This is a genomic window from Serratia sp. CY47280 (genome assembly GCF_052168655.1).
Taxonomy (GTDB): domain Bacteria; phylum Pseudomonadota; class Gammaproteobacteria; order Enterobacterales; family Enterobacteriaceae; genus Serratia; species Serratia bockelmannii.
In genome coordinates, this window is the sequence record NZ_JBJNMG010000002.1 from 626,259 (window position 1) to 649,516 (window position 23,258).

The 23,258-nt window shown below is 61.8% G+C and carries 26 protein-coding genes; 14 read left to right on the forward strand and 12 right to left on the reverse strand.

What is annotated here, in order from left to right; all coding sequences use genetic code 11:
• Positions 1–148 precede the first annotated feature (148 nt).
• Positions 149–646, forward strand: a complete 498-nt coding sequence (locus ACJ8J4_RS12515; protein WP_049295266.1) for an AAA family ATPase — start codon at positions 149–151, stop codon at positions 644–646.
• A 32-nt stretch (positions 647–678) separates the two neighbouring features.
• Here the strand turns inward: ACJ8J4_RS12515 and ACJ8J4_RS12520 are convergent, their stop codons facing one another.
• The 4 genes from ACJ8J4_RS12520 to ACJ8J4_RS12535 form a co-directional block, all read right to left on the reverse strand.
• Positions 679–1,185: a GNAT family N-acetyltransferase gene (locus tag ACJ8J4_RS12520; RefSeq protein ID WP_060447547.1), complete on the reverse strand. Its 507-nt coding sequence runs from the start codon at positions 1,183–1,185 to the stop codon at positions 679–681.
• Positions 1,186–1,247: 62 nt separating this feature from the next.
• Positions 1,248–1,505: a YjhX family toxin gene (locus ACJ8J4_RS12525; RefSeq protein WP_004939031.1), complete on the reverse strand. Its 258-nt coding sequence runs from the start codon at positions 1,503–1,505 to the stop codon at positions 1,248–1,250.
• 233 nt (positions 1,506–1,738) lie between these two features.
• Positions 1,739–2,209, reverse strand: coding sequence for a cyanase (gene cynS / locus ACJ8J4_RS12530; protein WP_049208879.1), 471 nt, complete (start codon positions 2,207–2,209; stop codon positions 1,739–1,741).
• A 19-nt stretch (positions 2,210–2,228) separates the two neighbouring features.
• Entirely contained in the window at positions 2,229–2,882 is a 654-nt protein-coding gene (locus ACJ8J4_RS12535) for a carbonic anhydrase (protein WP_049203432.1), read from the reverse strand.
• A gap of 114 nt (positions 2,883–2,996) precedes the next feature.
• On the opposite strand from ACJ8J4_RS12535, the gene cynR reads away from it, so the two are divergent.
• On the forward strand, positions 2,997–3,947 hold the full coding sequence (gene cynR / locus ACJ8J4_RS12540) for a transcriptional regulator CynR (RefSeq protein ID WP_060447546.1): 951 nt from the start codon (positions 2,997–2,999) through the stop codon (positions 3,945–3,947).
• On the opposite strand, the gene ACJ8J4_RS12545 is transcribed toward cynR, so the two are convergent.
• Positions 3,871–4,302, reverse strand: a complete 432-nt coding sequence (locus ACJ8J4_RS12545) for a hypothetical protein (RefSeq protein WP_043143410.1) — start codon at positions 4,300–4,302, stop codon at positions 3,871–3,873. The two genes, cynR and ACJ8J4_RS12545, sit on opposite strands and share 77 nt — an antisense overlap.
• 91 nt (positions 4,303–4,393) lie before the next feature.
• Between ACJ8J4_RS12545 and ACJ8J4_RS12550 the strand changes: the two genes are divergently transcribed.
• Positions 4,394–5,305 (forward strand): alpha/beta hydrolase family protein, encoded by a 912-nt coding sequence (locus tag ACJ8J4_RS12550; RefSeq protein ID WP_072269809.1) that lies wholly within the window; start codon positions 4,394–4,396, stop codon positions 5,303–5,305.
• 86 nt (positions 5,306–5,391) lie between these two features.
• Here the strand turns inward: ACJ8J4_RS12550 and ACJ8J4_RS12555 are convergent, their stop codons facing one another.
• The gene (locus tag ACJ8J4_RS12555; RefSeq protein WP_060444247.1) at positions 5,392–5,607 is read right to left on the reverse strand and encodes a hypothetical protein; all 216 of its coding nucleotides are present in this window, start codon (positions 5,605–5,607) and stop codon (positions 5,392–5,394) included.
• Between the two features lie 149 nt (positions 5,608–5,756).
• Entirely contained in the window at positions 5,757–6,248 is a 492-nt protein-coding gene (locus ACJ8J4_RS12560) for a hypothetical protein (protein WP_264383883.1), read from the reverse strand.
• Positions 6,249–6,429: 181 nt separating this feature from the next.
• On the opposite strand from ACJ8J4_RS12560, the gene ACJ8J4_RS12565 reads away from it, so the two are divergent.
• A complete protein-coding gene (locus ACJ8J4_RS12565) occupies positions 6,430–8,022 on the forward strand; it encodes an ABC-F family ATPase (protein WP_025302134.1) in 1,593 nt (530 codons plus the stop codon).
• Positions 8,023–8,073: 51 nt separating this feature from the next.
• Here ACJ8J4_RS12565 and moeB read toward each other — a convergent pair whose 3' ends face one another.
• Positions 8,074–8,829 carry a molybdopterin-synthase adenylyltransferase MoeB gene (moeB, locus tag ACJ8J4_RS12570; protein ID WP_197835303.1) on the reverse strand — a complete coding sequence of 252 codons (756 nt, stop codon included), beginning with the start codon at positions 8,827–8,829 and terminating at the stop codon, positions 8,074–8,076.
• Between the two features lie 2 nt (positions 8,830–8,831).
• Positions 8,832–10,070, reverse strand: a complete 1,239-nt coding sequence (moeA, locus tag ACJ8J4_RS12575) for a molybdopterin molybdotransferase MoeA (RefSeq protein ID WP_197835306.1) — start codon at positions 10,068–10,070, stop codon at positions 8,832–8,834.
• Positions 10,071–10,227: 157 nt separating this feature from the next.
• Between moeA and ACJ8J4_RS12580 the strand changes: the two genes are divergently transcribed.
• From ACJ8J4_RS12580 to ACJ8J4_RS12615, 8 genes are all read left to right on the forward strand, one after another.
• Positions 10,228–10,764 (forward strand): DUF924 family protein, encoded by a 537-nt coding sequence (locus ACJ8J4_RS12580; protein WP_049295271.1) that lies wholly within the window; start codon positions 10,228–10,230, stop codon positions 10,762–10,764.
• A gap of 356 nt (positions 10,765–11,120) precedes the next feature.
• Positions 11,121–12,077, forward strand: a complete 957-nt coding sequence (locus ACJ8J4_RS12585; RefSeq protein WP_089180700.1) for an isoaspartyl peptidase/L-asparaginase family protein — start codon at positions 11,121–11,123, stop codon at positions 12,075–12,077.
• A gap of 19 nt (positions 12,078–12,096) precedes the next feature.
• Positions 12,097–13,971, forward strand: a complete 1,875-nt coding sequence (locus ACJ8J4_RS12590) for a dipeptide ABC transporter ATP-binding protein (RefSeq protein ID WP_197835308.1) — start codon at positions 12,097–12,099, stop codon at positions 13,969–13,971.
• A 23-nt stretch (positions 13,972–13,994) separates the two neighbouring features.
• Positions 13,995–15,530, forward strand: a complete 1,536-nt coding sequence (gene gsiB / locus ACJ8J4_RS12595) for a glutathione ABC transporter substrate-binding protein GsiB (RefSeq protein ID WP_089180702.1) — start codon at positions 13,995–13,997, stop codon at positions 15,528–15,530.
• Positions 15,531–15,582: 52 nt separating this feature from the next.
• Entirely contained in the window at positions 15,583–16,503 is a 921-nt protein-coding gene (gsiC, locus tag ACJ8J4_RS12600; RefSeq protein WP_025302141.1) for a glutathione ABC transporter permease GsiC, read from the forward strand.
• 9 nt (positions 16,504–16,512) lie between these two features.
• Positions 16,513–17,421, forward strand: coding sequence for a glutathione ABC transporter permease GsiD (gene gsiD, locus ACJ8J4_RS12605; RefSeq protein ID WP_169540348.1), 909 nt, complete (start codon positions 16,513–16,515; stop codon positions 17,419–17,421).
• An 81-nt stretch (positions 17,422–17,502) separates the two neighbouring features.
• Positions 17,503–17,745 (forward strand): type II toxin-antitoxin system CcdA family antitoxin, encoded by a 243-nt coding sequence (locus tag ACJ8J4_RS12610; protein WP_079449478.1) that lies wholly within the window; start codon positions 17,503–17,505, stop codon positions 17,743–17,745.
• Positions 17,746–17,747: 2 nt separating this feature from the next.
• Positions 17,748–18,056 (forward strand): CcdB family protein, encoded by a 309-nt coding sequence (locus ACJ8J4_RS12615; RefSeq protein ID WP_049208872.1) that lies wholly within the window; start codon positions 17,748–17,750, stop codon positions 18,054–18,056.
• A 39-nt stretch (positions 18,057–18,095) separates the two neighbouring features.
• Here the strand turns inward: ACJ8J4_RS12615 and fghA are convergent, their stop codons facing one another.
• Genes fghA through ptrR form a run of 3 tightly spaced genes read right to left on the reverse strand, consistent with a single transcriptional unit; the run spans position 18,096 to position 21,028 of the window.
• On the reverse strand, positions 18,096–18,938 hold the full coding sequence (fghA, locus tag ACJ8J4_RS12620; protein WP_015377214.1) for an S-formylglutathione hydrolase: 843 nt from the start codon (positions 18,936–18,938) through the stop codon (positions 18,096–18,098).
• Between the two features lie 14 nt (positions 18,939–18,952).
• Entirely contained in the window at positions 18,953–20,077 is a 1,125-nt protein-coding gene (locus tag ACJ8J4_RS12625) for an S-(hydroxymethyl)glutathione dehydrogenase/class III alcohol dehydrogenase (protein WP_043142415.1), read from the reverse strand.
• Positions 20,078–20,107: 30 nt separating this feature from the next.
• Positions 20,108–21,028, reverse strand: a complete 921-nt coding sequence (gene ptrR, locus ACJ8J4_RS12630) for a putrescine utilization regulator PtrR (protein ID WP_043142419.1) — start codon at positions 21,026–21,028, stop codon at positions 20,108–20,110.
• Between the two features lie 105 nt (positions 21,029–21,133).
• Between ptrR and ACJ8J4_RS12635 the strand changes: the two genes are divergently transcribed.
• Positions 21,134–22,291, forward strand: coding sequence for a YbfB/YjiJ family MFS transporter (locus tag ACJ8J4_RS12635; protein WP_043142422.1), 1,158 nt, complete (start codon positions 21,134–21,136; stop codon positions 22,289–22,291).
• Between the two features lie 243 nt (positions 22,292–22,534).
• On the forward strand, positions 22,535–23,200 hold the full coding sequence (gene folE, locus ACJ8J4_RS12640) for a GTP cyclohydrolase I FolE (protein WP_004938969.1): 666 nt from the start codon (positions 22,535–22,537) through the stop codon (positions 23,198–23,200).
• The last annotated feature ends 58 nt before the right edge of the window (positions 23,201–23,258 follow it).

Consider the following 23,258-nt stretch of genomic DNA (forward strand, 5'->3'; position numbering starts at 1 on the left):
ATTCATTAGCTATGAAAAAATCCTACCGCCCATTCGCGCAAATTATTATCACCCTTCTCCAGAGGGTGGGATAGCGCGTGTGTCGCCAATAAAAACCCGCCGGCAGGCGGGTTTTTTTATCCCCTTCCGGCAACGACCGGAGAACGTCATGCAAACCTACCCTGCAGTTTTACACCTGATGTGCGGCAAGGCCGGCGCAGGCAAATCGACGCTGGCGCAGAGTTTGGCGCAGCAACCGCAAACGCTGTTGCTGAGCGAAGATGCGTGGCTGGCGACGCTGTATGAACAGGAGATGGCCAGTCTGCAAGACTACGCGCGCTGTTCCGACCGGTTGCGGCGGGCGCTGGGCGGGCACCTCGTTCAGCTGCTGCGCGGCGGTTGGTCCGTGGCGCTCGATTTTCCGATGAATACGCCGGACAGGCGGCGCTGGGCCAAAGCCTTGGCGGAGGAGGCCGGCGTCGCACACTGCCTGCACTTTCTCGATGTCAGCCATGCGCAGTGCCTGAGCCGGATAACGCTGAGAAATGCGCGCGGCGAGCACCCGTTTGCCCTGAGCGAAGCGGAGTTTGAGCGCCTGGCGCAGTACTTTGTTCCCCCGGCGGAAGAGGAAGGGATGACCGTCTTGCGTTATGGCGAACGGGACTGAAAACCGGCGCCATGACGGCGCCGGCAACAGGGTTAGGCTTCGGCGTTAAACGCGTTGTGGAAGGTGACCTCCGCGCACGGCAGCGCGCCCTGGAAGGCGATGGCGCGGAAGTAGTCTTGCGGCACGCCCGGCAGAGTCAGCGCGGTCTGTGCCTGGAAGCCGAAACGGCCGTAATAGTTCGGATCGCCCAGCACTACGCAGCCTGCGGCGCCGCGTTCCTGCAGCTCGGCCAGCAGCCGGCGGATCAGTCGGCTGCCGATCCCCTGGCCCTGACAGGCCGGCAGCACCGATACCGGCGCCAGCCCGTACCACCCGGCGGCGCCGTTGCTGAGTACGACCGGCGAGATGGACGCGTGCCCGATCGGTGTGCCATTTTGCTCGGCGACCAGCGACAGGGTGAGAGCGCCTGCCGCGCGCAGCGCGCTGACGATAAACTGCTCGGTGTGGCTGCTGTGCTCGGCATGCAGGAACGCGGCGGCGGTCAGGGTGGCGATGGCGCCGACGTCGGCCGGCGTTTCGTGGCGTAACGTGATGTTCATGGTTGTATCCTGATTAAATAAGGCTGTGCCGACCGGGCTGCCTGCCCGGCCGGCATCGATGATTAACGGTTATCCAGCTGCGCCCGCACGGCCTTGAGCCCGGCGAAGGTGACGCGATAAGGGCGCCCCTGGCGAGAGAGGATCAGGCGTTTGGTTTTGAGCTTGGTGAAGACGGCCAGCGAGCAGTCGGCCAGGCCGAGCCCTTCGCGGGTGTAGCATTCGACGTGGGTGACGCGACCGGCGTCGTTGCGGGTGAAGGCGATATAACCGCCTTTGGCCAACACGTGCAGCACGCGTTGTTCCGCTTTGGAAATGTTCATGTTGGGAGATCCTGTAATAACCCCAGATACGCGCATCCCCGCGCAAACGCGCGTCGGATACGTCAGAGTCCCTCGCCATACGGCAAGGAAGCGACTATCGGATGGTTACAATCTCCAACATACAGGCCTCGGGCAGTGAAAAACGCCAGGGCGGCGTTTAAGCGCAGTTAATGTAGCCAATGGCAGGTTGGCTGTCAATTTGCCGGCAGCGCGGGCCGCCGGCGAAAGGCCAATTAGAAAGGCTTGGTTGGCAGGTATTTGCCGTCCAGGGTGATCACCGCGCGTTCGCCGCCGTCCGGATCGGCGACCTTCTTGATATCCAGCTTGAAGTTGATGGCGCTGATGATGCCGTCGCCAAACTGCTCGTGCACCAGCGCTTTCAGCGTGGAACCGTAAACCTGCAGCATTTCATAGAAGCGATAAATGGTCGGATCGGTTGGCACGCCGCCGGGAATGCTGCCGCGCAGCGGGATGGTTTGCAGCAGCAGCACCGCTTCTTCGTCCAGCCCCAGCTTGGCCGCTACCGTGCGCGCCGCCGGTTCCGGCAGCGCATGCTGCCCCAGCAGGGCGGCGGTGACAAACGCCAGGCTGAGACCGGTGCCCTCGGCCAGCGCTTCGAACGTCAGATTATGGCGGATCTTGGCGGCCATGATGGTGTCGGTGAGCGCTTCGCGCGGGGCGGTGTTGTGCAGAGAGTGTGTCATGTTGACTCCTTTTGTGGGCTTAAAAACGGGCGATCGCCGGGGTGGCGGTCACCTCGGGATGGGTGGCGAGCGGCACGAAGCGGCGGGTTTCGCCGTCCAGCGCCTCGATAGCGCCGCTGGCGATGTCATAGACCCAGCCGTGCAGCGCCAGGCGGCCCTGATCCAGCGCCAGGGCGACGGAAGGGTGCGTTTTGATGTTGTTGAGCTGGGCGATGACGTTTTCGCGCACCATCGACGCGACCCGGGCTGCGTCGGAGGCGTGCGGATAAGCCTGGTTGACCGCCTTGGCGGAATCGGCGTAACGCAGCCAGCCGGCGACCGTCGGCAGGTGATCCAGACACTGGCAGGTGGCGATGGCGGTCATCGCGCCGCAGTCGGAATGGCCGCAGATCACGATGTCTTCCACGCCCAGCGCAGCGACGGCGTACTCGACCGAGGCGGTAACCCCGCCGGGTTCGGGGCCAAAAGAAGGCACGATGTTACCGGCGTTGCGGATCACGAACAGATCGCCCGGCTCGCGCTGGGTGACCAGCTCCGGCACCAGGCGGCTGTCGGAACATGAGATAAACAGGGTGCGCGGGTTTTGGCGGGTCGCCAACTGCTGAAACAGCGCCGTGCGTTCAACAAAGGCTTCGCGCTGGAACTTCAGGAAGCCTTCAATCACCTCTTTCATCCGTTTCTCCATTGGGTGTCGTTATGCGATGGCGGCATGATGAACGCTTCTGGCTATAGGGTCTAAGACCCATTTATAATGCTGTCTATAGGTTTTACTAATAACTGGGGCGCTATGCTGCTGCGACACATCCGTTATTTTCTGGCCGTTGCCGAACAGGGCAACTTCACCCGCGCCGCCGAAGCGCTGCACGTCTCGCAACCGACGTTGTCCCAGCAGATCAAGCAGTTGGAAGACGCACTGGGGGCGCCGTTGTTCGATCGCAGCGGCAGAGCCGTGCGCCTGACCGACGCCGGTGAGGCGTGGATGCGCTATGCGCGGTTGGCGCTGCAGGATTTGGACGCCGGCGCGCGGGCGATCCATGACGTGGCGACGCTGGCGCGCGGCCATTTGCGGCTGGCGATGACGCCAACCTTCACCGCCTATCTGGTGGGGCCGACGATCGATGCGTTCTACCGCCGCTACCCGGGGATTACCCTGAGCATTGAGGAGATGGCGCAAGAGCGAATTGAGGCGCTGCTGGCGCAGGATCGGCTGGACCTGGGGATCGCCTTCGAGATGGCGCAGTCGGCGGAGGTAGAAGCCACGCCGTTGTTCAGCGAGACGCTGGAGCTGATGGTCGGCGCCGATCATCCCCTGGCGGCGCATCGCCGGCCGCTGACGCTGGCGGAGTGGCAACATCTGCCGCTGGCTTTGCTGAGTGGCGACTTCGCCACGCGGCAGTTTATCGATCGCTACTGCACACAGTTGGGATTCCGGCCGCAGGTGGCGGTGGAGGCCAATGCGCTGGGCGCCATCGTCGAGATCGTGCGGCGCGGGCAGCTCGCCACGCTGCTGCCAGCCGCCATTGCGCGCGAGAACCGGCAGTTGAAAAAAGTGGCGTTGGCCAACGCCATGCCGGTGCGGCAGGCGGTATGGCTGCAGCGCAAAGGCGCTTACCGCAGCGCCGCCGCGCAGGCGTTTATCGCCGTTTTGCAGCAACAGGGCGTTACGCCAACGCACTCCAGCGCTGCGTCATCCCCAGCAGATGCACCAGCCCGAAGCCGAGGCAAATCAGCGAGCTGACGACGATGAAGCGTTGGCTGCGGCCAGTATCACGCAGGGCGAAAGGGCCGGCGACGCCGCGCAGCAGGTAGATAAAGGTGATGATAAACAGCGCGGGCCGCAGCAGCGGCAGCGGCGCGATCAGGCCCGCGCCGGACAGCGCGTACAGCGCCCAAATAAACAGAACCAGCGCGATACCGGCGGTGACGACGGCCGGGAACTTTTTACCCGCTTCCGCCGCCTTAATGAAGCGATCGCCGGCGCCGCACAGCCGATAGCCGCGCGGCCCGGCGGCGATCACCCAAATATGCAGCAGGGCGGCGATGGTGCTCAGCGCGGCGCCGATCAGCAGTGCGGTGTTATAGAGGTGTGGCATGGTAAGGCTTCCCTGTCAGAAACGTGATTGGCATGAAGCGTAGACCAGAAAAGACGAATTAACCGAACGCAACAGGGAAGAGGAGCAAGTGATGAGAGTGGCGACAGGCATGCTGAGCGTATTGGCGCTGTGGAGCGGGCTGGCGATGGCGCAATCTGCAGCGCTGACGCTGCCGCGGGAGGATGGTTCGAGTATTCATTACTATCTGGACGCTGCGGTGCCCGGGCAATCGTCGGCGGCGCTGTTGGTGATCCTGCAAGGTTCGGATTGCAACAGCGTGCGGCATATCCGCCTGGTCACGCCGATGCGGCAGGTGTTACCCGCCGCAGACCTGCTGACGGTGGAGAAATACGGCATCGACGACACCTTGCCGTACCGCGAAGAGGTGCCGCGGCAGGATTGCCCGGACGCTTTCGTGCAGCATGATACGCCGCAGCGGCGGGTGAGCGATGTCACCCAGGTGCTGCAGGCGGTGAGTGCGCGCAACGGCTATCAAAAGGTCGCGGTGCTGGGGGGCAGCGAAGGGGCGGTGATCGCCAATCTGGTGACGGCCTCCTCGGGCCTGGTTGACGCCACCCTGGCGTTCAGCGGCGGCGGACGCTGGTTTATTGACGATGTGCGCCACAGCGTGGCCGACGCGCCAAAAGAAGAGAAAGCCGGGCTGAACGCATTTTTACAGCAGGTGCTGACGGCGCCGCCGTTCCCCCTGAACGCCAGCGATCATGGCTATGCCTGGTGGCATGGCATGCTGAACATCGATCAGCTTGCCACCCTGCGCAGCATCAAGACGCCGGTGCTGATCGTGCAGGGTGACCAGGATCGCGCCGTTTCGCCGGGAGCGGTCGGGAAAATGATCGCCGAGCTGCGGGCCGACGGCAAAACGAATATCACTTACCTGAATTATCCGGCTTTAGACCATGTGATGCGGCGCGAAAATGGCGAGAGTGAAATGACGCGGGTGGTGGCGGATATGCGCGCGTGGCTGGAGAAGCAGCTGCGCTGAGCGTCGGTATTAGGACAAACTATGTAATAATTGACGCGAGTTTCTTTGGACTGAGTGATCTGCTGCTCAATTGAACACAATGTTATTTAATCAGGGCTTCCGTCGTGTATTTTTTTAACCGCAAACCTGAAAATGACATACCCTAAGAAAACTCCCGCTATTGATATCGCAACCCACAGATACTTCAAACTGTCGTCGGAATAAAACATGAACCAGGCAATGGCTAACAGCGAGAGGGCCACAACGCCGCACCCAATGCCCTGAATAATTCTGGATAAAGCCGCCAGCATAAAGTTCTTCATACGTTAACCTTTGCAAAAAAGTACTGACAAATTTGGCTTAATTTCTTTCGATCTCTTTCCCAAACCGAGACGGCATCCTCGAATGGTCGGACTTTGTTTTCTAACAGAAAGTACAGCAGATCGAGGTTTCCCAGGCGTCTGAGTTGATCTTACATCCGTGAGTTTCTTGCCCTCAAGTCGCGTGATGTATAGACAGAGCGCGATATGCTTGCTCCAGCGGTGAGAATTGAGCCAACGGCAACACCCGAGACAAGCCGTGGGATGATTTGTTTAGAGAATATATATCCCATGTTTGCGGTGGCTAACTGATTAAAGGCGAATTTACCGATGAGTTTGCCTAATTTTCTTATGGTCATGTCCTTAACATCTTCAAACTTGACCTTACTGGCGAAGTTTTCGATGAAGATATGAGCCACTTTCTCGATGCTCGCTTTATTGGCCAGGCCTGACTTGATGAGTCTGATAAATCGCTCTTTATCTTGCGAGTTTAGCCATCTGTTTTCAGTATCAATATAGTCGTAGCCCAGGTTGTAGAAATCGACCGGTACGCTGATAAAACCTTGTGCAAACCCGCGCACTAAATTGCTGTCAATGTTTACGGCATCCGCCATGTCGTTGGCTATCTGCTTTACGCTTTTCATAGAAATCCTTTTCAATATGAACCGCCGAATCTAGCAGACTTTTTGTACGCAAGCCAATGCCCACCGGCAAACGGCACCAGCCTGACGCTCAAAATGTCACCGAAACTTCCCGCGATCTCTGCACCCCGTTGTGGCATAATGCGCGCCAAATCACATTCCCTATGTATAAAGAGCGAGCGCTGTGTTAAGCACTAACAACATCACCATGCAGTTCGGCAGTAAGCCGTTGTTTGAAAACATCTCTGTTAAATTCGGCGGCGGCAACCGTTACGGCCTGATCGGCGCCAACGGCTGCGGCAAGTCCACCTTTATGAAAATCCTCGGCGGCGATCTGGTGCCGAGCGGCGGCAACGTGTTCCTCGATCCGAACGAGCGCCTGGGTAAACTGCGTCAGGATCAGTTCGCCTTCGAGCAGTACAGCGTGCTGGACACCGTGATCATGGGTCACACCGAACTGTGGGCGGTGAAGGAAGAGCGCGACCGCATCTACGCATTGGCGGAGATGAGCGAAGAAGACGGCTATAAAGTAGCCGACCTGGAAGTGGCCTACGGCGAAATGGACGGTTATACCGCCGAAGCGCGTGCCGGCGAACTGCTGCTTGGCGTGGGCATTCCGGTGGAACAGCACTATGGCCCGATGAGCGAAATCGCGCCGGGCTTCAAGCTGCGCGTGTTGCTGGCGCAGGCGCTGTTCTCCGATCCGGAAATCCTGTTGCTCGACGAACCAACCAACAACCTGGACATCGACACCATTCGTTGGCTGGAGCAGGTGCTGAACGAACGCAACAGCACCATGATCATCATCTCGCACGACCGTCACTTCCTGAACATGGTCTGCACCCACATGGCGGATCTGGACTACGGCGAGCTGCGCGTCTACCCGGGCAACTACGACGAATATATGACCGCCGCCACCCAGGCGCGTGAGCGTTTGATGGCGGACAACGCTAAGAAGAAAGCGCAGATCAGCGAGCTGCAATCGTTCGTCAGCCGCTTTAGCGCCAACGCCTCCAAATCCAAGCAGGCCACCTCGCGCGCCCGCCAGATCGACAAGATCCAGCTGGAAGAGGTGAAAGCCTCCAGCCGCCAGAACCCGTTCATCCGTTTCGAGCAGGACAAAAAGCTGTTCCGTAACGCATTGGAAGTGGAAGCGCTCACCAAGGGCTTCGACGAAGGCCCGCTGTTCAACAAGCTGAACCTGATGGTGGAAGTGGGCGAGAAGGTCGCGGTGCTGGGTGCCAACGGCATCGGTAAAACCACCCTGCTGAAAACGCTGGTGGGCGACGCGCAGCCGGACAGCGGCACCGTGAAGTGGTCGGAAAACGCCCGTATCGGTTATTACGCGCAGGATCACGAATACGAGTTCGACGACACCCTGACTGTGTTCGACTGGATGAGCCAGTGGAAGCAGGAAAAAGACGACGAGCAGGCGGTGCGCAGTGTGCTGGGCCGTTTGCTGTTCAGCCAGGACGACATCAAGAAGCGCGTGAAGGTGCTATCCGGTGGTGAGAAGGGCCGCATGCTGTTCGGCAAGCTGATGATGCAGCGCCCGAATATTCTGGTGATGGACGAACCGACCAACCACCTGGATATGGAATCCATCGAATCGCTGAACATGGCGCTGGAGATGTACGAAGGCACGCTGATCTTCGTCTCCCACGACCGTGAGTTCGTCAGCTCGCTGGCGACCCGGATTCTGGAAATCACCCCGAACAAGGTGATCGACTTTACCGGCAACTACGAAGACTATCTGCGCAGCCAGGGCATCGTGTAACCCTCGCGGTAACGCATCAGGGCGGGAATTATCCCGCCCTTTTTTTATCCGTCACGCCCCGCCGCACACTTCGCAGTGTGGATCCTTCGGCAGCTTCATCTCGCGGAACTGCATGCTCATCGCATCGAACATCAACAGCTTGCCGCGCAGCGGCTGACCATAGTCGGCCAGCAGCTTGATGGCTTCCATCGCCTGCAGGGTACCGATAGTACCGACCAGCGGGGCCATCACGCCCGCTTCGACGCAGGTGAGGGCGCTGTCGCCGAACAGCCGGCTCAGGCAGCGGTAGCAGGGCTCGCCCGGCTGATAGGTGAATACGCTGAGCTGGCCCTCCATGCGGATCGCCGCGCCGGAAACCAGCGGCTTGCGCTGTGCGTGGCACAGGCGATTCAGGGCGTCGCGCGCCGCCACGTTGTCGGTGCAGTCGAGCACCAGATCGCAGGCGGCGATCTCTGCCGCGATCGCGTCATCTTCCAGACGGCCGTCGATGGCGGCGATGCGAATATGCGGATTGATGGCGCTCAGTTCCTGCCTGGCGGAGGCGACTTTGCTCTGGCCGATGCGATCGTCGCGGTGCAGGATCTGGCGCTGCAGGTTGGAGAGCGAGACGGTGTCGAAATCCACCAGCACCAGATGGCCGACGCCGGCCGCCGCCAGATATGGCGCGGCGGCGCAGCCCAGCCCGCCCAGCCCGGCGATCAGCACGCGGGCGGCCTTCAGCTTCTCCTGGCCGTCGAAGTCAAAGCCGCGCAGCACGATCTGGCGGTTGTAGCGCAGCGCTTCGGCGTCGGTCAATTCCGGCAGCATGTTCAGCTCCTCAGCAGGGCGTTGAACGGCTCGATCTCCACCGTTTCGCCTACCGCCACCGAACCGCGTTCGCGTTCCAGCACGATGAAACAGTTGCCTTGGCTGTAGGAGCTGAAGACGTGCGAGCCCTGGTGGCCGGTAGTGCTGACCTCCAGTTCACCCGTGGCGTTGCTGCTGAACACCCCGCGCTGGAAATCGAGGCGGCCCGGCGATTTCTTCAGCGGGGTTAGCGCGCATGCGCGCAGGCGGGGCGGCAGGCGCCAATCGCTGTGGCCGGCCAGTTTCGCCAGCAGCGGTTGCACTAGTTGGTAGAAGGTCAGGGCGGCGGAAACCGGGTTGCCCGGCAGGCCGCAGAACCAGGCGTGGCCCAGTTTGCCGAAGGCGAACGGTTTGCCGGGTTTGATCGCCAGCTTCCAGAAGCTGACCTGGCCCAGTTCGTCGAGCATCTGTTTGGTGTAGTCGGCCTCGCCGACCGAGACGCCGCCGCTGCTGATCACTACGTCGGCCTGGCTGTCCGCCTGTGTGAAGGCGTCGCGCAGCGCATCGCGATCGTCGCGGATAATGCCGAGATCGAGCACTTCGCAGCCCATCTGCTCCAGCATCAGGCGCACCGCGAAGCGGTTGGTATCATAGATTTGGCCCGCCTGCAGCGGCTGGCCGACCGGCTGCAGCTCGTCGCCGGTGGAGAACACCGCCACCTTCAGCTTACGCATTACCTGCACTTCGGCGACCCCGAGCGAGGCCAGCAGCGGCAGCTGCGCGGCGCCCAGCTTCACGCCGGCCGGCAACACGCTGGCGCCTTGGCGAATGTCTTCACCCGCCAGACGGATATTCTGGCCGACTTCTGCCGGGGCGGTAAAACGCACGCCCTGCTCGCTCACTTCTGCCTGCTCCTGCATGATCACCGCGTCCGCCCCGGCCGGGATCGGCGCGCCGGTCATGATGCGCACGCAGCTGTTGGCCGGCCATTCACCGTCGAACGGCGCGCCGGCGAAGGCTTTCCCGGCGACCGGCAGCGGCGCATTGGCCGCCAGATCGGCGAGGCGCACCGCATAGCCGTCCATCGCCGAGTTGGCGAACGGCGGCACGTCGAGCGGCGAAACCACCGGGGCGGCGGTGATGCGGCCGGCGGCGGCGGTCAGGGCGACGGATTCGGTCTGCTGCAGCGGGGCGATCTGCCCGAGCATTTTTTCCAGCGCTTGCTCCAGGGAGATGAGATCGGAAGTATGGCAATGATCCATAAGGGGAACTCCGTAATCAGGGTGCGCATTGATAGCGACAAAGTGCGGGTATTATGGCAGAGAACGCCGGGGGGGAGAACGGGTTATGCCCGCCATCTTTCGCACTGCGCCGGAAGCGCGAACGGGTATAAACTGGGTAAAACAGAGGAGGATCATGATGCATAAACAGGTTATCGAGTTCTGGTTCGACGAGATCGAACCGGTGATGTGGTTCAAAAAGGACGACGATTTCGATCGTCTGCTGCACAGCCGTTTCGGCGAAATCTGGCGGGCGGCGGCGGCGGGGGAGCTGGCGCACTGGCGCGACACCATCGAAGGACGCCTGGCGGAGGTGATCGTGCTCGATCAGTTCAGCCGCAACCTGTTCCGCGGCACGCCGCAGTCGTTTGCCTGCGACGGCATGGCGCTGGTCCTGGCGCAGGAGGCGATCCGCAGCGGCGAGTGCGAACGGCTGAGCCGCGAGCAGCGAGGTTTTCTCTATCTACCGTTCATGCATTCGGAATCGCCGCTGATCCACCAGCAGGCGCTGGTGCTGTATACCGAGCTCAATAACGGTGACCAGTTGGAGTTCGAGCTGCGGCATAAGGCGATCATCGATCGTTTCGGCCGCTACCCGCATCGCAATGCGATATTGGGGCGCACCAGCACGCCGGAAGAAGAGGCCTTTTTACGGCAGCCCGGCTCGGGTTTTTAATCGTTGGATTATCTGCGCCCGGCCGGGTAAAAACAGCAGGCCGGGCGCCGCAATAAGCGTGACTCAGCGCGAACGTTTATTTCATTACGCTCTACCGCTATTTCCTCTCGCGAAATTACCAATAATCCCAGCCGCACCACCAGCGGTTTACTGCTTTTTATAACCTGCTGTTTTTATTCCAATAAGCTATTTCAAGGTGCGAAATGGTCTAAGCGCGCTACGCTAAAAGCGGGACGTGGACGTTATGCTGTACTTCCACTGTAGGACTAAATAGAGTCGAAAAGACTGAATAATAATGATACCGCGCTCAGCTTATTCGCTGCGCAACGGCGGGATTAACACAGGGTGTCAGGCAAATGAGCAAACCAGTGATTGCCATTCATGGCGGCGCGGGCGCAATTACCCGGGCGGCGCTGAGTGCGGAAAAAGAACGGCAGTATATCCAGGCGCTGTCCGAGATCGTGGCCGCCGGGCAGGCGGTATTGGCACAGGGCGGCAGCGCGCTGGATGCGGTGACCGAAGCGGTGCGGCTGCTCGAAGAGTGCCCGCTGTTCAACGCCGGCAAAGGCTCGGTGTTTACCCATCAGGGCACCCACGAACTGGATGCCTGCGTGATGGACGGCCGCACCTGCGACGCCGGCGCTGTCGCTGGCGTCAGCCATATCCGCAACCCGGTGCTGGCGGCGCGCGCGGTGCTGGAAAACAGCGAACACGTGCTGTTTGCCGCCGAAGGCGCCGAGAAGTTTGCCGCCGCCCACGGCCTGGAAATGGTTACTCCCGACTTCTTCTTTACCCAAGAACGCTTTGATCAGCTGCACCGCGCCCAGGCGGAGCAGGGCCGGGTATTGCTCGATCACGACGGCGCGGCACGGGCCGGCGATCCGCTCGATCCCGATCGCAAATTCGGCACCGTCGGCGCGGTGGCGCTGGATGCGCTGGGCAACCTTGCCGCCGCCACCTCCACCGGCGGCATGACCAACAAGCAGGCAGGGCGAGTGGGCGACACGCCGATTATCGGCGCCGGTTGCTATGCCAACAACGCCACCGTGGCGGTCTCCAGCACCGGCACCGGCGAGATCTTCATGCGCGGCGTGGCGGCCTATGACGTCTCCGCCCTGATCGAATACGGCGGCCTCAGCCTGCAGGCGGCCAGCGATCGGGTGGTGATGGAGAAGCTGCCTGCACTGGGTGGCAGCGGCGGCATGATCGCCGTCGATCGCCACGGCAATATCGCGCTGCCGTTTAACTGCGAGGGGATGTATCGCGGTTTTGGTTATGTCGGCGATGCGCCGTCCGTCGGGATTTATCGCTAAGCGTTCACCGGGAGGGTGTATGACCGACGTTTCATTCCGGCCCGCCGGCGACGGGTTGTCATTGCCGCCGCAGCGGGTGCTGACGGTGCGCGATTTGAGCATCCGTTTTCCTCAAGCGGACGGCGCCGTGGAAGCGGTGCGCAACCTGTCGTTCGATCTCGATCGCGGCGAGACGCTGGCAATCGTCGGTGAGTCCGGCTCTGGCAAATCGGTGACTTCACTGGGACTGATGCGGCTGGTGGAGCAGGGCGGTGGGCGCATCGTCAGCGGCGCCATGACGCTGCGCCGGCGCGACGGCGCGTTGCTCGAGCTGGCGCATGCCTCGCAGAGCACGCTGCGCACGGTGCGCGGCGCCGACATGGCGATGATCTTCCAGGAGCCGATGACCTCGCTCAACCCGGTATTTCCGGTCGGCGAGCAGATCGCCGAATCGCTGCGCCTGCATCAGGGCATGGACCACCGCAGCGCGCGTCAGGAGGCGCTGCGCATGCTCGATCTGGTGCGCATTCCTGAGGCCAAAGAGGTGCTGGGGCGCTACCCGCATCAGCTTTCCGGCGGCATGCGCCAGCGGGTGATGATCGCTATGGCGCTCTCTTGCAAGCCGGCGTTGCTGATTGCCGATGAACCCACTACCGCCCTCGACGTCACCATTCAGGCGCAGATCCTGCAGCTGATCCGCGTGCTGCAACAGGAGATGCAGATGGGGGTGATCTTCATCACTCACGACATGGGCGTGGTGGCAGAGATAGCCGACCGGGTGCTGGTGATGCGCCGCGGCGAGCAGGTGGAACAGAATCGAGTGCGTGAATTATTCGCCGCGCCGCAACAGGCCTATACCCGGGCGCTGCTGGCGGCGGTGCCGAAGCTGGGGGAGATGGCCGATCGGCCGCTGCCGGCGAAGTTTCCGCTGGCGGATGGCGAGGGGGATACGGCGCCGCAGGATACCGTGCCGCCAGACGCTGCGCCGATCCTGCGGGTGGAGCATCTGGTCACGCGTTTTGATCTGCGCGGCGGGTTGTTCAATCGGGTCACTCGCCGGGTGCACGCGGTAGAAAACGTCAGTTTCGATCTTTACCCTGGCGAGACGCTGGGGCTGGTGGGCGAGTCCGGCTGCGGTAAGTCCACCACCGGGCGCGCTTTGCTGAAGCTGGTGGACAGCCAGAGCGGCACCATCACCTTCGCCGGGCGGCGGATAGACCAATTGAAGGGGGCGGCGCTGCAGCATCTGCGGCGCGATATTCAGTTCATCTTTCAAGATCCTTACGCCTCGCTCGATCCGCGCCTGACGGTCGGTTTCTCCATCATGGAGCCGCTGTTGGTGCACAACGTGATGCGCGGCCGTGAGGCGGAACGGCGGGTGGCCTGGCTGCTGGAACGCGTCGGTCTGCAGCCGGAGCATGCGCGCCGCTATCCGCACGAATTTTCCGGCGGCCAGCGCCAACGCATCTGCATCGCGCGCGCGCTGGCGCTGAACCCGAAAGTGGTGATCGCCGATGAAGCGGTCTCGGCGCTGGACGTGTCGATTCAGGCGCAGATCGTCAATCTGCTGCTCGATCTGCAGCGTGAGTTCGGCATCGCTTTTCTGTTCATTTCACACGACATGGCGGTGGTGGAGCGTATCAGCCACCGGGTGGCGGTGATGTACCTCGGGCAAATTGTCGAGATCGGCCCGCGGCAGGCGGTATTCGACAATCCGCAGCACCCCTATACCCGCAAGTTGATGGCGGCGGTGCCGGTAGCCGATCCCGCTCATGCCCACAAACGGCAGCCGCTGCCGGCCGATGAGATCCCGAGCCCAGTGCGCGCACTGGGCGATGAACCCGTTACCGCACCGCTGGTGCAGGTTGGCGCCGGGCACTTTGTCGCCCGCCACCCGATCGCCGGTGCTTTTTAAAGACCTCAGGAGAGACAAGCGACATGAAGCACACATTCAAACGCAATGCGCTGTTGGCCGCCATACTGCTGGCGGCGGGAACCGGCCCGGTTTGGGCGGCGAAGGACGCGGTGATTGCCGTGGCGTCCAATTTCACCACTCTTGATCCTTACGACGCCAACGACACGCTGTCGCAGGCGGTGGCCAAGTCTTTCTATCAGGGGTTGTTCGGCTTCGACAAGGACATGAAGCTGGTGAACGTGCTGGCGGACAGCTATGAGGTCAGCAAAGACGGCCTGACCTATACCGTCAAACTGCGTCAGGGCATTAAATTCCACGACGGCACCGCGTTCAACGCCGAGGCGGTGAAGGCCAACCTCGATCGCGCCAGTAACCCGGACAGCCACCTCAAGCGCTACAACCTGTTCAAGATGATCGACAAAACCGAGGCGGTGGACGCCAATACGGTGAAGATCGTGCTGAAGGCGCCGTTCTCGGCGTTCGTCAACAATCTGGCGCACCCGGCGGCGGCGATCATCTCCCCGGCGGCGCTGAAGCAATACGGCAAAGAGATCGGTTTCCACCCGGTCGGCACCGGGCCGTATCAGTTCATGACCTGGAACCAGACCGATTTCGTCAAGGTGAAGAAGTTCGACGGCTACTGGCAGCCGGGGCTGCCGAAGCTCGACAGCATCACCTGGCGCCCGGTGGTGGATAACAACACCCGCGCGGCGATGCTGCAGACCGGCGAGGCGACCTTCGCCTTCCCGATCCCTTACGAGCAGGCCAAGGTGCTGGAGGGCAACGCCAAGCTGGACGTGGTGGCTGCGCCGTCGATCCTGCAGCGTTACATCAGCATGAACGTCACTCAAAAGCCGTTCGACAACCCGAAGGTGCGCCAGGCGCTCAACTACGCGATTAACAAGGACGCGCTGATCAAGGTGGCGTTCGCCGGTTATGCGGTGCCGGCGGAAGGGCCGGTGCCGCCGGCCATCGATTTCGCCGCCCGCTACAAGCCGTGGCCGTACGATCCGGCCAAGGCGCGCGAGCTGTTGAAAGAGGCCGGCTACCCGAACGGCTTCACCACCACGCTGTGGTCGTCCCACAACCACAGCACCGCCCAGAAAGTGCTGCAGTTCACCCAACAGCAGCTGGCGCAGGTGGGGGTGAAAGTGACGGTGACGGCGATGGATGCCGGGCAGCGCGCGGCGCAGGTGGAGAGCGTCGGGGTGAAAGACACCGGCGTGCGGCTGTTCTACACCGGCTGGTCGGCCTCGACCGGGGAAGCGGACTGGGCGCTGTCGCCGCTGTTCTCCACCCAGGCGGCGCCGCCGAAGCAGTTCAACACCGCGTTCTACAGCAACCCGCAGGTGGACAAGGATCTGACCGACGCGCTGGCGACCACCGATCGCGCCGAGAAGCAGAAACTGTATCAGGATGCACAGGATCGCATCTGGGCCGACGCGCCCTGGATCTTCCTGGCAACCGAACGTCTGTTGTCGGCCAACAGCAAACAGCTGAGCGGCTTCTACGTGATGCCGGATACCTCGTTCAACTTTGATAACGCCGATCTGAAATAAGGCGCCCATCCCCGCCTGCGGCCAGACGGCGGCAGGTGGGGGAAGGAATGAGATGCTCAATTATTTTCTGAAACGACTGCTGGGCCTGATCCCGACGCTGCTGATCGTGGCGGTGCTGGTGTTCCTGTTCGTCCACCTGCTGCCGGGTGATCCGGCGCGGCTGGCGGCGGGGCCGGAGGCCGACGAGGCGGTGGTGCAGCTGGTGCGCAAGGATCTGGGGTTGGATAAGCCGCTGCCGCAGCAGTTCGCGCACTTTTTCGTCAACGCGCTGCGGGGCGACTTCGGCATCTCGATGGTGTCCAAGCGCCCGGTGAGCGAAGAGATCGCCTCGCGCTTTATGCCGACCTTCTGGCTGACCGTCGCCAGCATGCTGTGGGCGGTAGCGTTCGGCCTGGCGATCGGCGTGGTGTCGGCGGTGTGGCGTAACCGTTGGCCGGATCGTCTCGGCATGACGCTGGCGGTATCGGGGATCTCGTTCCCGGCCTTTGCGCTCGGCATGCTGCTGATGCAGGTGTTCTCGGTCGAGCTGGGGTGGCTGCCGACGGTGGGCGCCGACAGCTGGCGGCACTACATTCTGCCTTCTATCACCTTGGGGGCGGCGGTGGCGGCGGTGATGGCGCGTTTTACCCGCGCTTCGTTCGTCGAGGTGTTGCAGGAGGACTACATGCGCACCGCGCGCGCCAAGGGCGTGCGGGAAAGCGTGGTGGTGATGAAACACGGCCTGCGCAACGCGATGATCCCGGTAGTGACCATGATGGGGCTGCAGTTCGGCTTCCTGCTCGGCGGTTCGATCGTGGTGGAGAAGGTGTTCAACTGGCCGGGGCTGGGGCGCTTGCTGGTGGACTCGGTGGAGATGCGCGATTACCCGGTGATCCAGGCCGAGGTGCTGCTGTTCTCGCTGGAGTTCATCCTGATCAACCTGCTGGTGGATATGTTGTACGCGGCGATCAACCCGGCGATTCGTTACCAATGAGGAGGCGGCATGATTAAGCATTGGCGGCGCAACGCCGCACTGAAGGCGATGCCGCTTATCGACCCCAACGCGGTACGCACGCCGTGGGGCGAGTTTTGGCGGCGTTTTCGCCGCCAGCGGGCGGCGCTGGTCGCCGGCCTGTTGGTGCTGCTGCTGATTGCGGCGGCGCTGCTGGCGCCTTATCTGGCACCGTTCGATGCGGAAAACTATTTCGATTACGACCGGCTGAACGAAGGGCCTTCGCTGATGCACTGGCTGGGGGTGGATTCCCTCGGACGCGATATTTTCAGCCGCATCCTGATGGGCGCGCGCATTTCGCTGGCGGCCGGGGTGTTCTCGGTGCTGGCGGGCGGGGCGATCGGCACCCTGCTGGGGCTGCTGGCCGGTTACTATGAAGGCTGGTGGGATCGCCTCACCATGCGCGTCTGCGACGTGCTGTTCGCGTTTCCCGGCATTTTGCTGGCGATCGGCGTGGTGGCGATCATGGGCAGCGGCATGGCCAACGTGATCGTCGCGGTGGCGATCTTTAGCATTCCGGCCTTCGCCCGCCTGGTGCGCGGCAATACGCTGGTGCTGAAGCACCTGACCTATATCGAGTCGGCGCGCAGCATCGGCGCCTCGGACTGGACCATCATCCTGCGGCACATCCTGCCAGGCACCCTGTCTTCGATCGTGGTCTATTTCACCCTGCGCATCGGCACCTCGATCATCACCGCCGCCAGCCTGTCGTTTTTGGGCCTGGGCGCCCAGCCGCCGACGCCGGAGTGGGGGGCGATGCTCAACGAAGCGCGCGCCGATATGGTGATCGCGCCGCACGTGGCGATCTTCCCCAGCCTGGCGATATTCATCACCGTGCTGGCGTTCAACCTGTTGGGTGACGGATTGCGCGACGCGCTCGATCCGAAATTGAAGGGGTGAGGGCATCGCTGAATTGGCATACCCCTGTTTTACGAGTATAATTGATGAAAATTTGACCCGTGTATATTACAGGGATGAGGTATGGATATGGCAAATAGCAATGTGACGAAAAAGACAGTCAACGTAACCATCGATCGCGATCTTTTCCAGCGCGCAAAATCCCTGGGCGTCAATGTGTCATCCGTATTGACGGACGCATTGAGCGTCCGCGTCAGGGATATTGAGATTCAACAGTGGCGCGAGCAAAATCGCGCGGCGTTAGAAGAACTTAATCGTATCACTGAAGAAAATGGTTTGTTGTCTGATGAATATCGGACATTTTAAATATGCAATTTACCGTATATGACAATACGTATCCGGCATCAGCCTATCCCTACTTACTGGACGTTCAAAGCGATCTTATTGATGTCCTCTCGACCCGGTTAATGATCCCCCTTTATGCTTTGGATAACGTCAGGGTTAAAATTTCTGCACGTTTATGCCCGGAGATTGAGGTCAACGGCGAAAAGTTTCTTGTTATGACGCATGAGATGGCTGCCATACGTATTTCGCAGATTGGGAAGGCCGTTGGTAATGTCAATGAGCACAGGAATCAAATTAAAGCCGCTATCGATTTTCTGATTGATGGCTTTTGAATAAATCCGGACGGGTTAATAACCGCCCGGATTTTTTTATTAGCGGAACAGGTGCTCGGCGTGGAAGCGCAGGTGATCTTCCACGAAGGTGGCGATGGTGAAGTAGCTGTGATCGTACCCCGGCTGAATGCGCAGCGTCAGCGGCCAGTCGCGCTGGCGCGCCAGCTCGGCCAGCCGCGCCGGCTGCAGCTGATCGGCCAGGAACTGGTCGTCATCGCCCTGGTCGATCAGGACCGGCATTTTTTCCGCGCCGCTGGCCAGCAGATGGCAGCTGTCGTACTGCAGCCACTGGCTCTCGTCGCTGCCCAGATAGGCGGTGAACGCCTTGCGGCCCCACGGCACCTGGCACGGGTTGACGATCGGCGCGAACGCCGATACCGAGCGGAAGCGCTGCGGATTGCGAAATGCCATCATCAGCGCGCCGTGGCCGCCCATCGAGTGGCCGAAGATCGACTGACGATCGCTGACGCTGAAGTGCTGTTCGATCAGCGCCGGCAGTTCGGCGCTGATGTAGTCGTACATGCGGAAGTGGCGATCCCACGGCGCCTGGGTGGCGTTCAGGTAGAACCCGGCGCCCTGGCCCAGATCGTAACCTTCGTCGTTCGGCACCTCGTCACCGCGCGGGCTGGTGTCCGGCATCACCAGCACCAGGCCCAGCTCGGCGGCGATGCGCTGCGCGCCGGCTTTCAACGTGAAGTTCTCGTCGTTGCAGGTCAGCCCCGACAGCCAGTACAGCACCGGCGGCGGGTTGTCATCGCGCGGCGGCGGCAGGTAGATGCTGAATGTCATGTTGCAATTCAGGCTCTGCGCCGCGTGGCGATAACGCTGTTGCCAGCCGCCGAACATGCGGTGCTCTTCGAGAAGTTCCAATGACAGCGTCATCTCTGCCTCCTGGCTTATTTGTCGAAGTGGATGACGGAACGGATCGATTTGCCTTCGTGCATCAAATCGAACGCTTCGTTGATCTGCTCCAGCCCCATGGTGTGGGTGATAAAGTCGTTCAGCGCGAATTCGCCGTCCAGATAGCGCTCGACGATGCCCGGCAGCTGCGAACGGCCCTTGACGCCGCCGAATGCCGAGCCGCGCCAGACGCGGCCGGTGACCAGCTGGAACGGCCGGGTCGAGATTTCTTCGCCGGCGCCCGCGACGCCGATGATCACCGATTCACCCCAGCCCTTGTGGCAGCACTCCAACGCGGAACGCATCACGTTGACGTTGCCGATGCACTCGAAGGAGAAGTCGACGCCGCCGTCGGTCAGCTCGACGATCACGTCCTGAATCGGTTTGTCATAGTCTTTCGGGTTGATCAGATCGGTAGCGCCCAGCTTGCGCGCCAGATCGAACTTGCTGGTGTTGATGTCGATGCCGATGATGCGGCCCGCGCCGGCCATCTGCGCGCCGATGATCGCCGACAGGCCGATGCCGCCCAGGCCGAAGATCGCCACGGTGTCGCCCGGCTGCACTTTGGCGGTGTTCATCACCGCGCCCATGCCGGTGGTGACGCCACAGCCCAGCAGGCACACTTCTTCCAGCGGCGCTTCCTTGTTGATTTTCGCCAGTGAAATCTCCGGCACCACGGTGTATTCGGAGAAGGTGGAAGTGCCCATGTAGTGGAAGATCGGCTTGCCGTCCTTGAAGAAGCGGGTGGTGCCGTCCGGCATCAGGCCTTTACCCTGGGTGGCGCGGATCGCCTGGCACAGGTTGGTCTTGCCGGATTTACAGAATTTGCACTCGCCGCACTCCGGGGTGTAGAGCGGGATCACGTGATCGCCGACCGCCACGCTGGTGACGCCTTCACCGACCGCTTCCACCACGCCGCCGCCCTCGTGGCCGAGGATTGCCGGGAACACGCCTTCCGGATCTTTGCCGGACAGGGTGTAGGCGTCGGTGTGACAAACGCCGGTGGCGACGATCCGCACCAGCACTTCGCCTTTTTGTGGTGGCATCAGCTCGACTTCTTCGATCTTCAGCGGCTGGTTCGGGCCCCAGGCAACGGCGGCGCGGGTTTTGATCATCTCCATCATAGTCTCCTCAGTGGTTTTCTTTTTAAATCAGGCGATATCGACAACGTCTGATAAATCGTTGGGGGTGCTTTCATCAACAGCGGCGGTCTCCGTCTGTTCAATAATCAATTCTTTCAACGCGCGCACGTTCGGCCCGAACGCGTCGCGGCGCCACAGCAGCCAGGTGGCGGTGTCGGCCACGTCCGGCGGCAGAGTGTGAACCCGGACCCGCTCATGGCCCGGCAGCAGGCTGAGCACCGAATGCGGGATCATCGCCAGCCCGGCGCCGCTGGCGACGCAGGCCAGCATGGCGTGATAGGACTGGATCTCCATAATTTGCCCTGGCCGCGCGCCTTCGCGCTTGAACCAGGCCTCCAGCCGCAGGCGGTAGGAGCAGCTGGCGCGAAAGGCGAACAGCGTTTCGCCGTTGACGTCTTTGGCGCTGTGGATCGGCGCGTGATCGAGACAGGAGATCACTACCATATGTTCAGGATAGGCGATGCAGCCGTTCAGCTCGTCATAGGGCACTGGGCCGTCGACCAGCGCCGCCGCCAGCGTGCCGGCGCGCACCCGATCGGCGATTTCGCCGGAGGTGCCGGTGGTCAGCGACAGCGAAACCTGCGAGAAACGCTGGTGGTAAGCCGCCAGCAGCGAGGGCAGGCGGGTGGCGGCGGTGCTCTCCATCGAGCCGAGGGCGAAGTTGCCCGCCGGTTCGCCGGCGTGGGTGATGCTCATCGCCTCGTCGCTGAGCGCCAGGATGCGGTTGGCGTAGCACAGAAAGTTATGGCCCATCGGCGACAGGCGCAGGCGCTGTTTTTCGCGGATAAACAGATCGGCGCCCAGCTCCTGCTCAAGCTGGCGCAGCCGGGTGGTCAGGTTCGACGGCACGCGGTGCAGCTGCTCGGCGGCGCGGGCGACCGAGCCGGTTTCCGCTACGCAGCAGAACATGCGAAGCTGGGTCAGATCCATAATATTCTCGTTTCGTGATGAACTTGATTAGTATTATTCAGTTTTTGTGAGTTTAATACTGCGGCATGATACTGGCAACTTTCTTTTAACCTTTTGGATACCGGTATGGCTTTACGTATTGCCTTGAGCGGTTTTGCCGCGCTGATCGTCGCAATGGGCATTGGCCGCTTCGCTTTCACCCCGCAGGTGCCGCTGATGATCGCGGAACATCAGTTCAGCCTCACCGGCGCCGGGCTGGTGGCGGCGATCAACTATTTGGGCTACCTGTGCGGCGCCTACGACGCGATGCGCGCCACGCGCCACGTCGAGCGGCGCCTGTGGCTGGGCGTATGGGGCGCGATGGCGCTGACGCTGCTGTCGGCGCTGGCGCAGGATGCATGGACGCACGGCGCGCTGCGCTTCGTCATCGGCTGGGCCAGCGGCTGGGCGATGGTGCTGGTGGCGGCCTGGACCAACGAGCGGTTGGCGCACTACGGCCGGCCGGCGCTGAGCGCGGCGGTATTCGCCGGGCCGGGCGCCGGCATCTTCCTTAGCGGCATGCTGGCGGTGGGCATCAACGCGCTGGGGCTAACGGCGGCGCAGGCCTGGCTGGTGTATGGCGGGCTGGCGCTGGTGCTGGTCGGGGGGATTAGCGCCTTTCTGCCGCGCAGCGGCGAGCTGCATCGCCCGGACGTGGCCCCGGAGCCGCTGCTGCTGACGCCGGCGCTCAAACGCCTGGTGTGGAGCTATAGCCTGGCCGGCTTCGGCTACATCCTGCCGGCGACCTTTTTGTCGCAGATGGCGGCGGCGCGCTTTCCCGCCAGCCTGTTCGCGCAGTTTGTCTGGCCGGTGTTCGGCGGTGCGGCGGTGCTGGGGATTGTCATCGGCATTCTGACCCGCCATCGGCTAACTACCCAGACCCGGTTGGCGATCACGCTGTGGATACAGGCGTTGGGCGTGCTGAGCGCCGAAGCGGTGCCGGGCGTGGCCGGCCTGGCGCTCGGGGCGGTGCTGACCGGCGGCGGCTTCCTCTGCGTGGTGCAGCTCGCCCTTCAGCACGGCCGTGAACTGGCGCCGCGCCATGCGCGCTACATGGCTGGATTGCTGACCACCGGTTATGCGATCGGCCAACTGGTCGGGCCGATGCTGTCGGCGCTGTCGACCGCCATGACTCATCGGCTGGAGCCGGCGCTGTACGTGGCGGTGGCGGCGCTGTTGGTGGCCGGTGCGCTGGTAGTGAATACCCCGGCGCGGCGGTTGGCGCAAAAAACGGCGATGCGCTGATTAAAATCCATACAAAAAAAGCGGGATCCCGCAGCCGGCCTGATTGTGCTAAATGCGAATATTTCACCTGCGGATGAAGCACAATCACTGGATAATCGCCGCGCTCTCATCTACAGTGGGGCAAAATCTTGACCGGGTTCACGTTATCCATCACGAAAACTCTGCCGTCACGAGAGCAAGCAATTCGCCGGCCGCACGCCCTACCAGGCCGCCGGCGGGTTCCGTCCGCAGGAGAACAAATACATGACATCATTAAGTAAAGAAGCCGCGCTGGTGCATGCGGCACTGGAAGAGCGTGGTCTGGAGACACCGCTGCGCGGGGAAGTGCTGGATCGCGAAACGCGCAAGCGTCGCATCAAAGAGCACATGACTGAAATCATGCAGCTGCTGAATCTCGATCTGTCTGACGACAGCCTGGCGGAAACGCCGCATCGCATCGCCAAAATGTATGTCGACGAGATCTTCTCCGGGCTGGACTACGCCAACTTCCCGAAAATCACCGTCATCGAGAACAAGATGAAAGTGGATGAGATGGTGACGGTGCGCGATATCACGCTGACCAGCACCTGCGAGCACCACTTCGTCACCATCGACGGCAAGGCTACCGTGGCCTATATCCCGAAAGACTCGGTGATCGGTCTGTCGAAGATCAACCGCATCGTGCAGTTCTTCTCCCAGCGTCCGCAGGTGCAAGAGCGTCTGACCCAGCAGATCCTGGTCGCGCTGCAGACCCTGCTCGGTACCAATAACGTGGCGGTATCGATCGACGCGGTCCATTATTGTGTCAAGGCGCGCGGCATTCGCGACGCGACCAGCGCCACCACCACCACCTCGTTGGGGGGGCTGTTCAAGTCCAGCCAGAATACCCGCCAGGAGTTCCTGCGCGCGGTGCGTCATCACCAGGGGTGATGGCGTTGCGGGGCGACTCGCAATAGCATAACAGGCGCCTGCGGGCGCCTTTTTCATG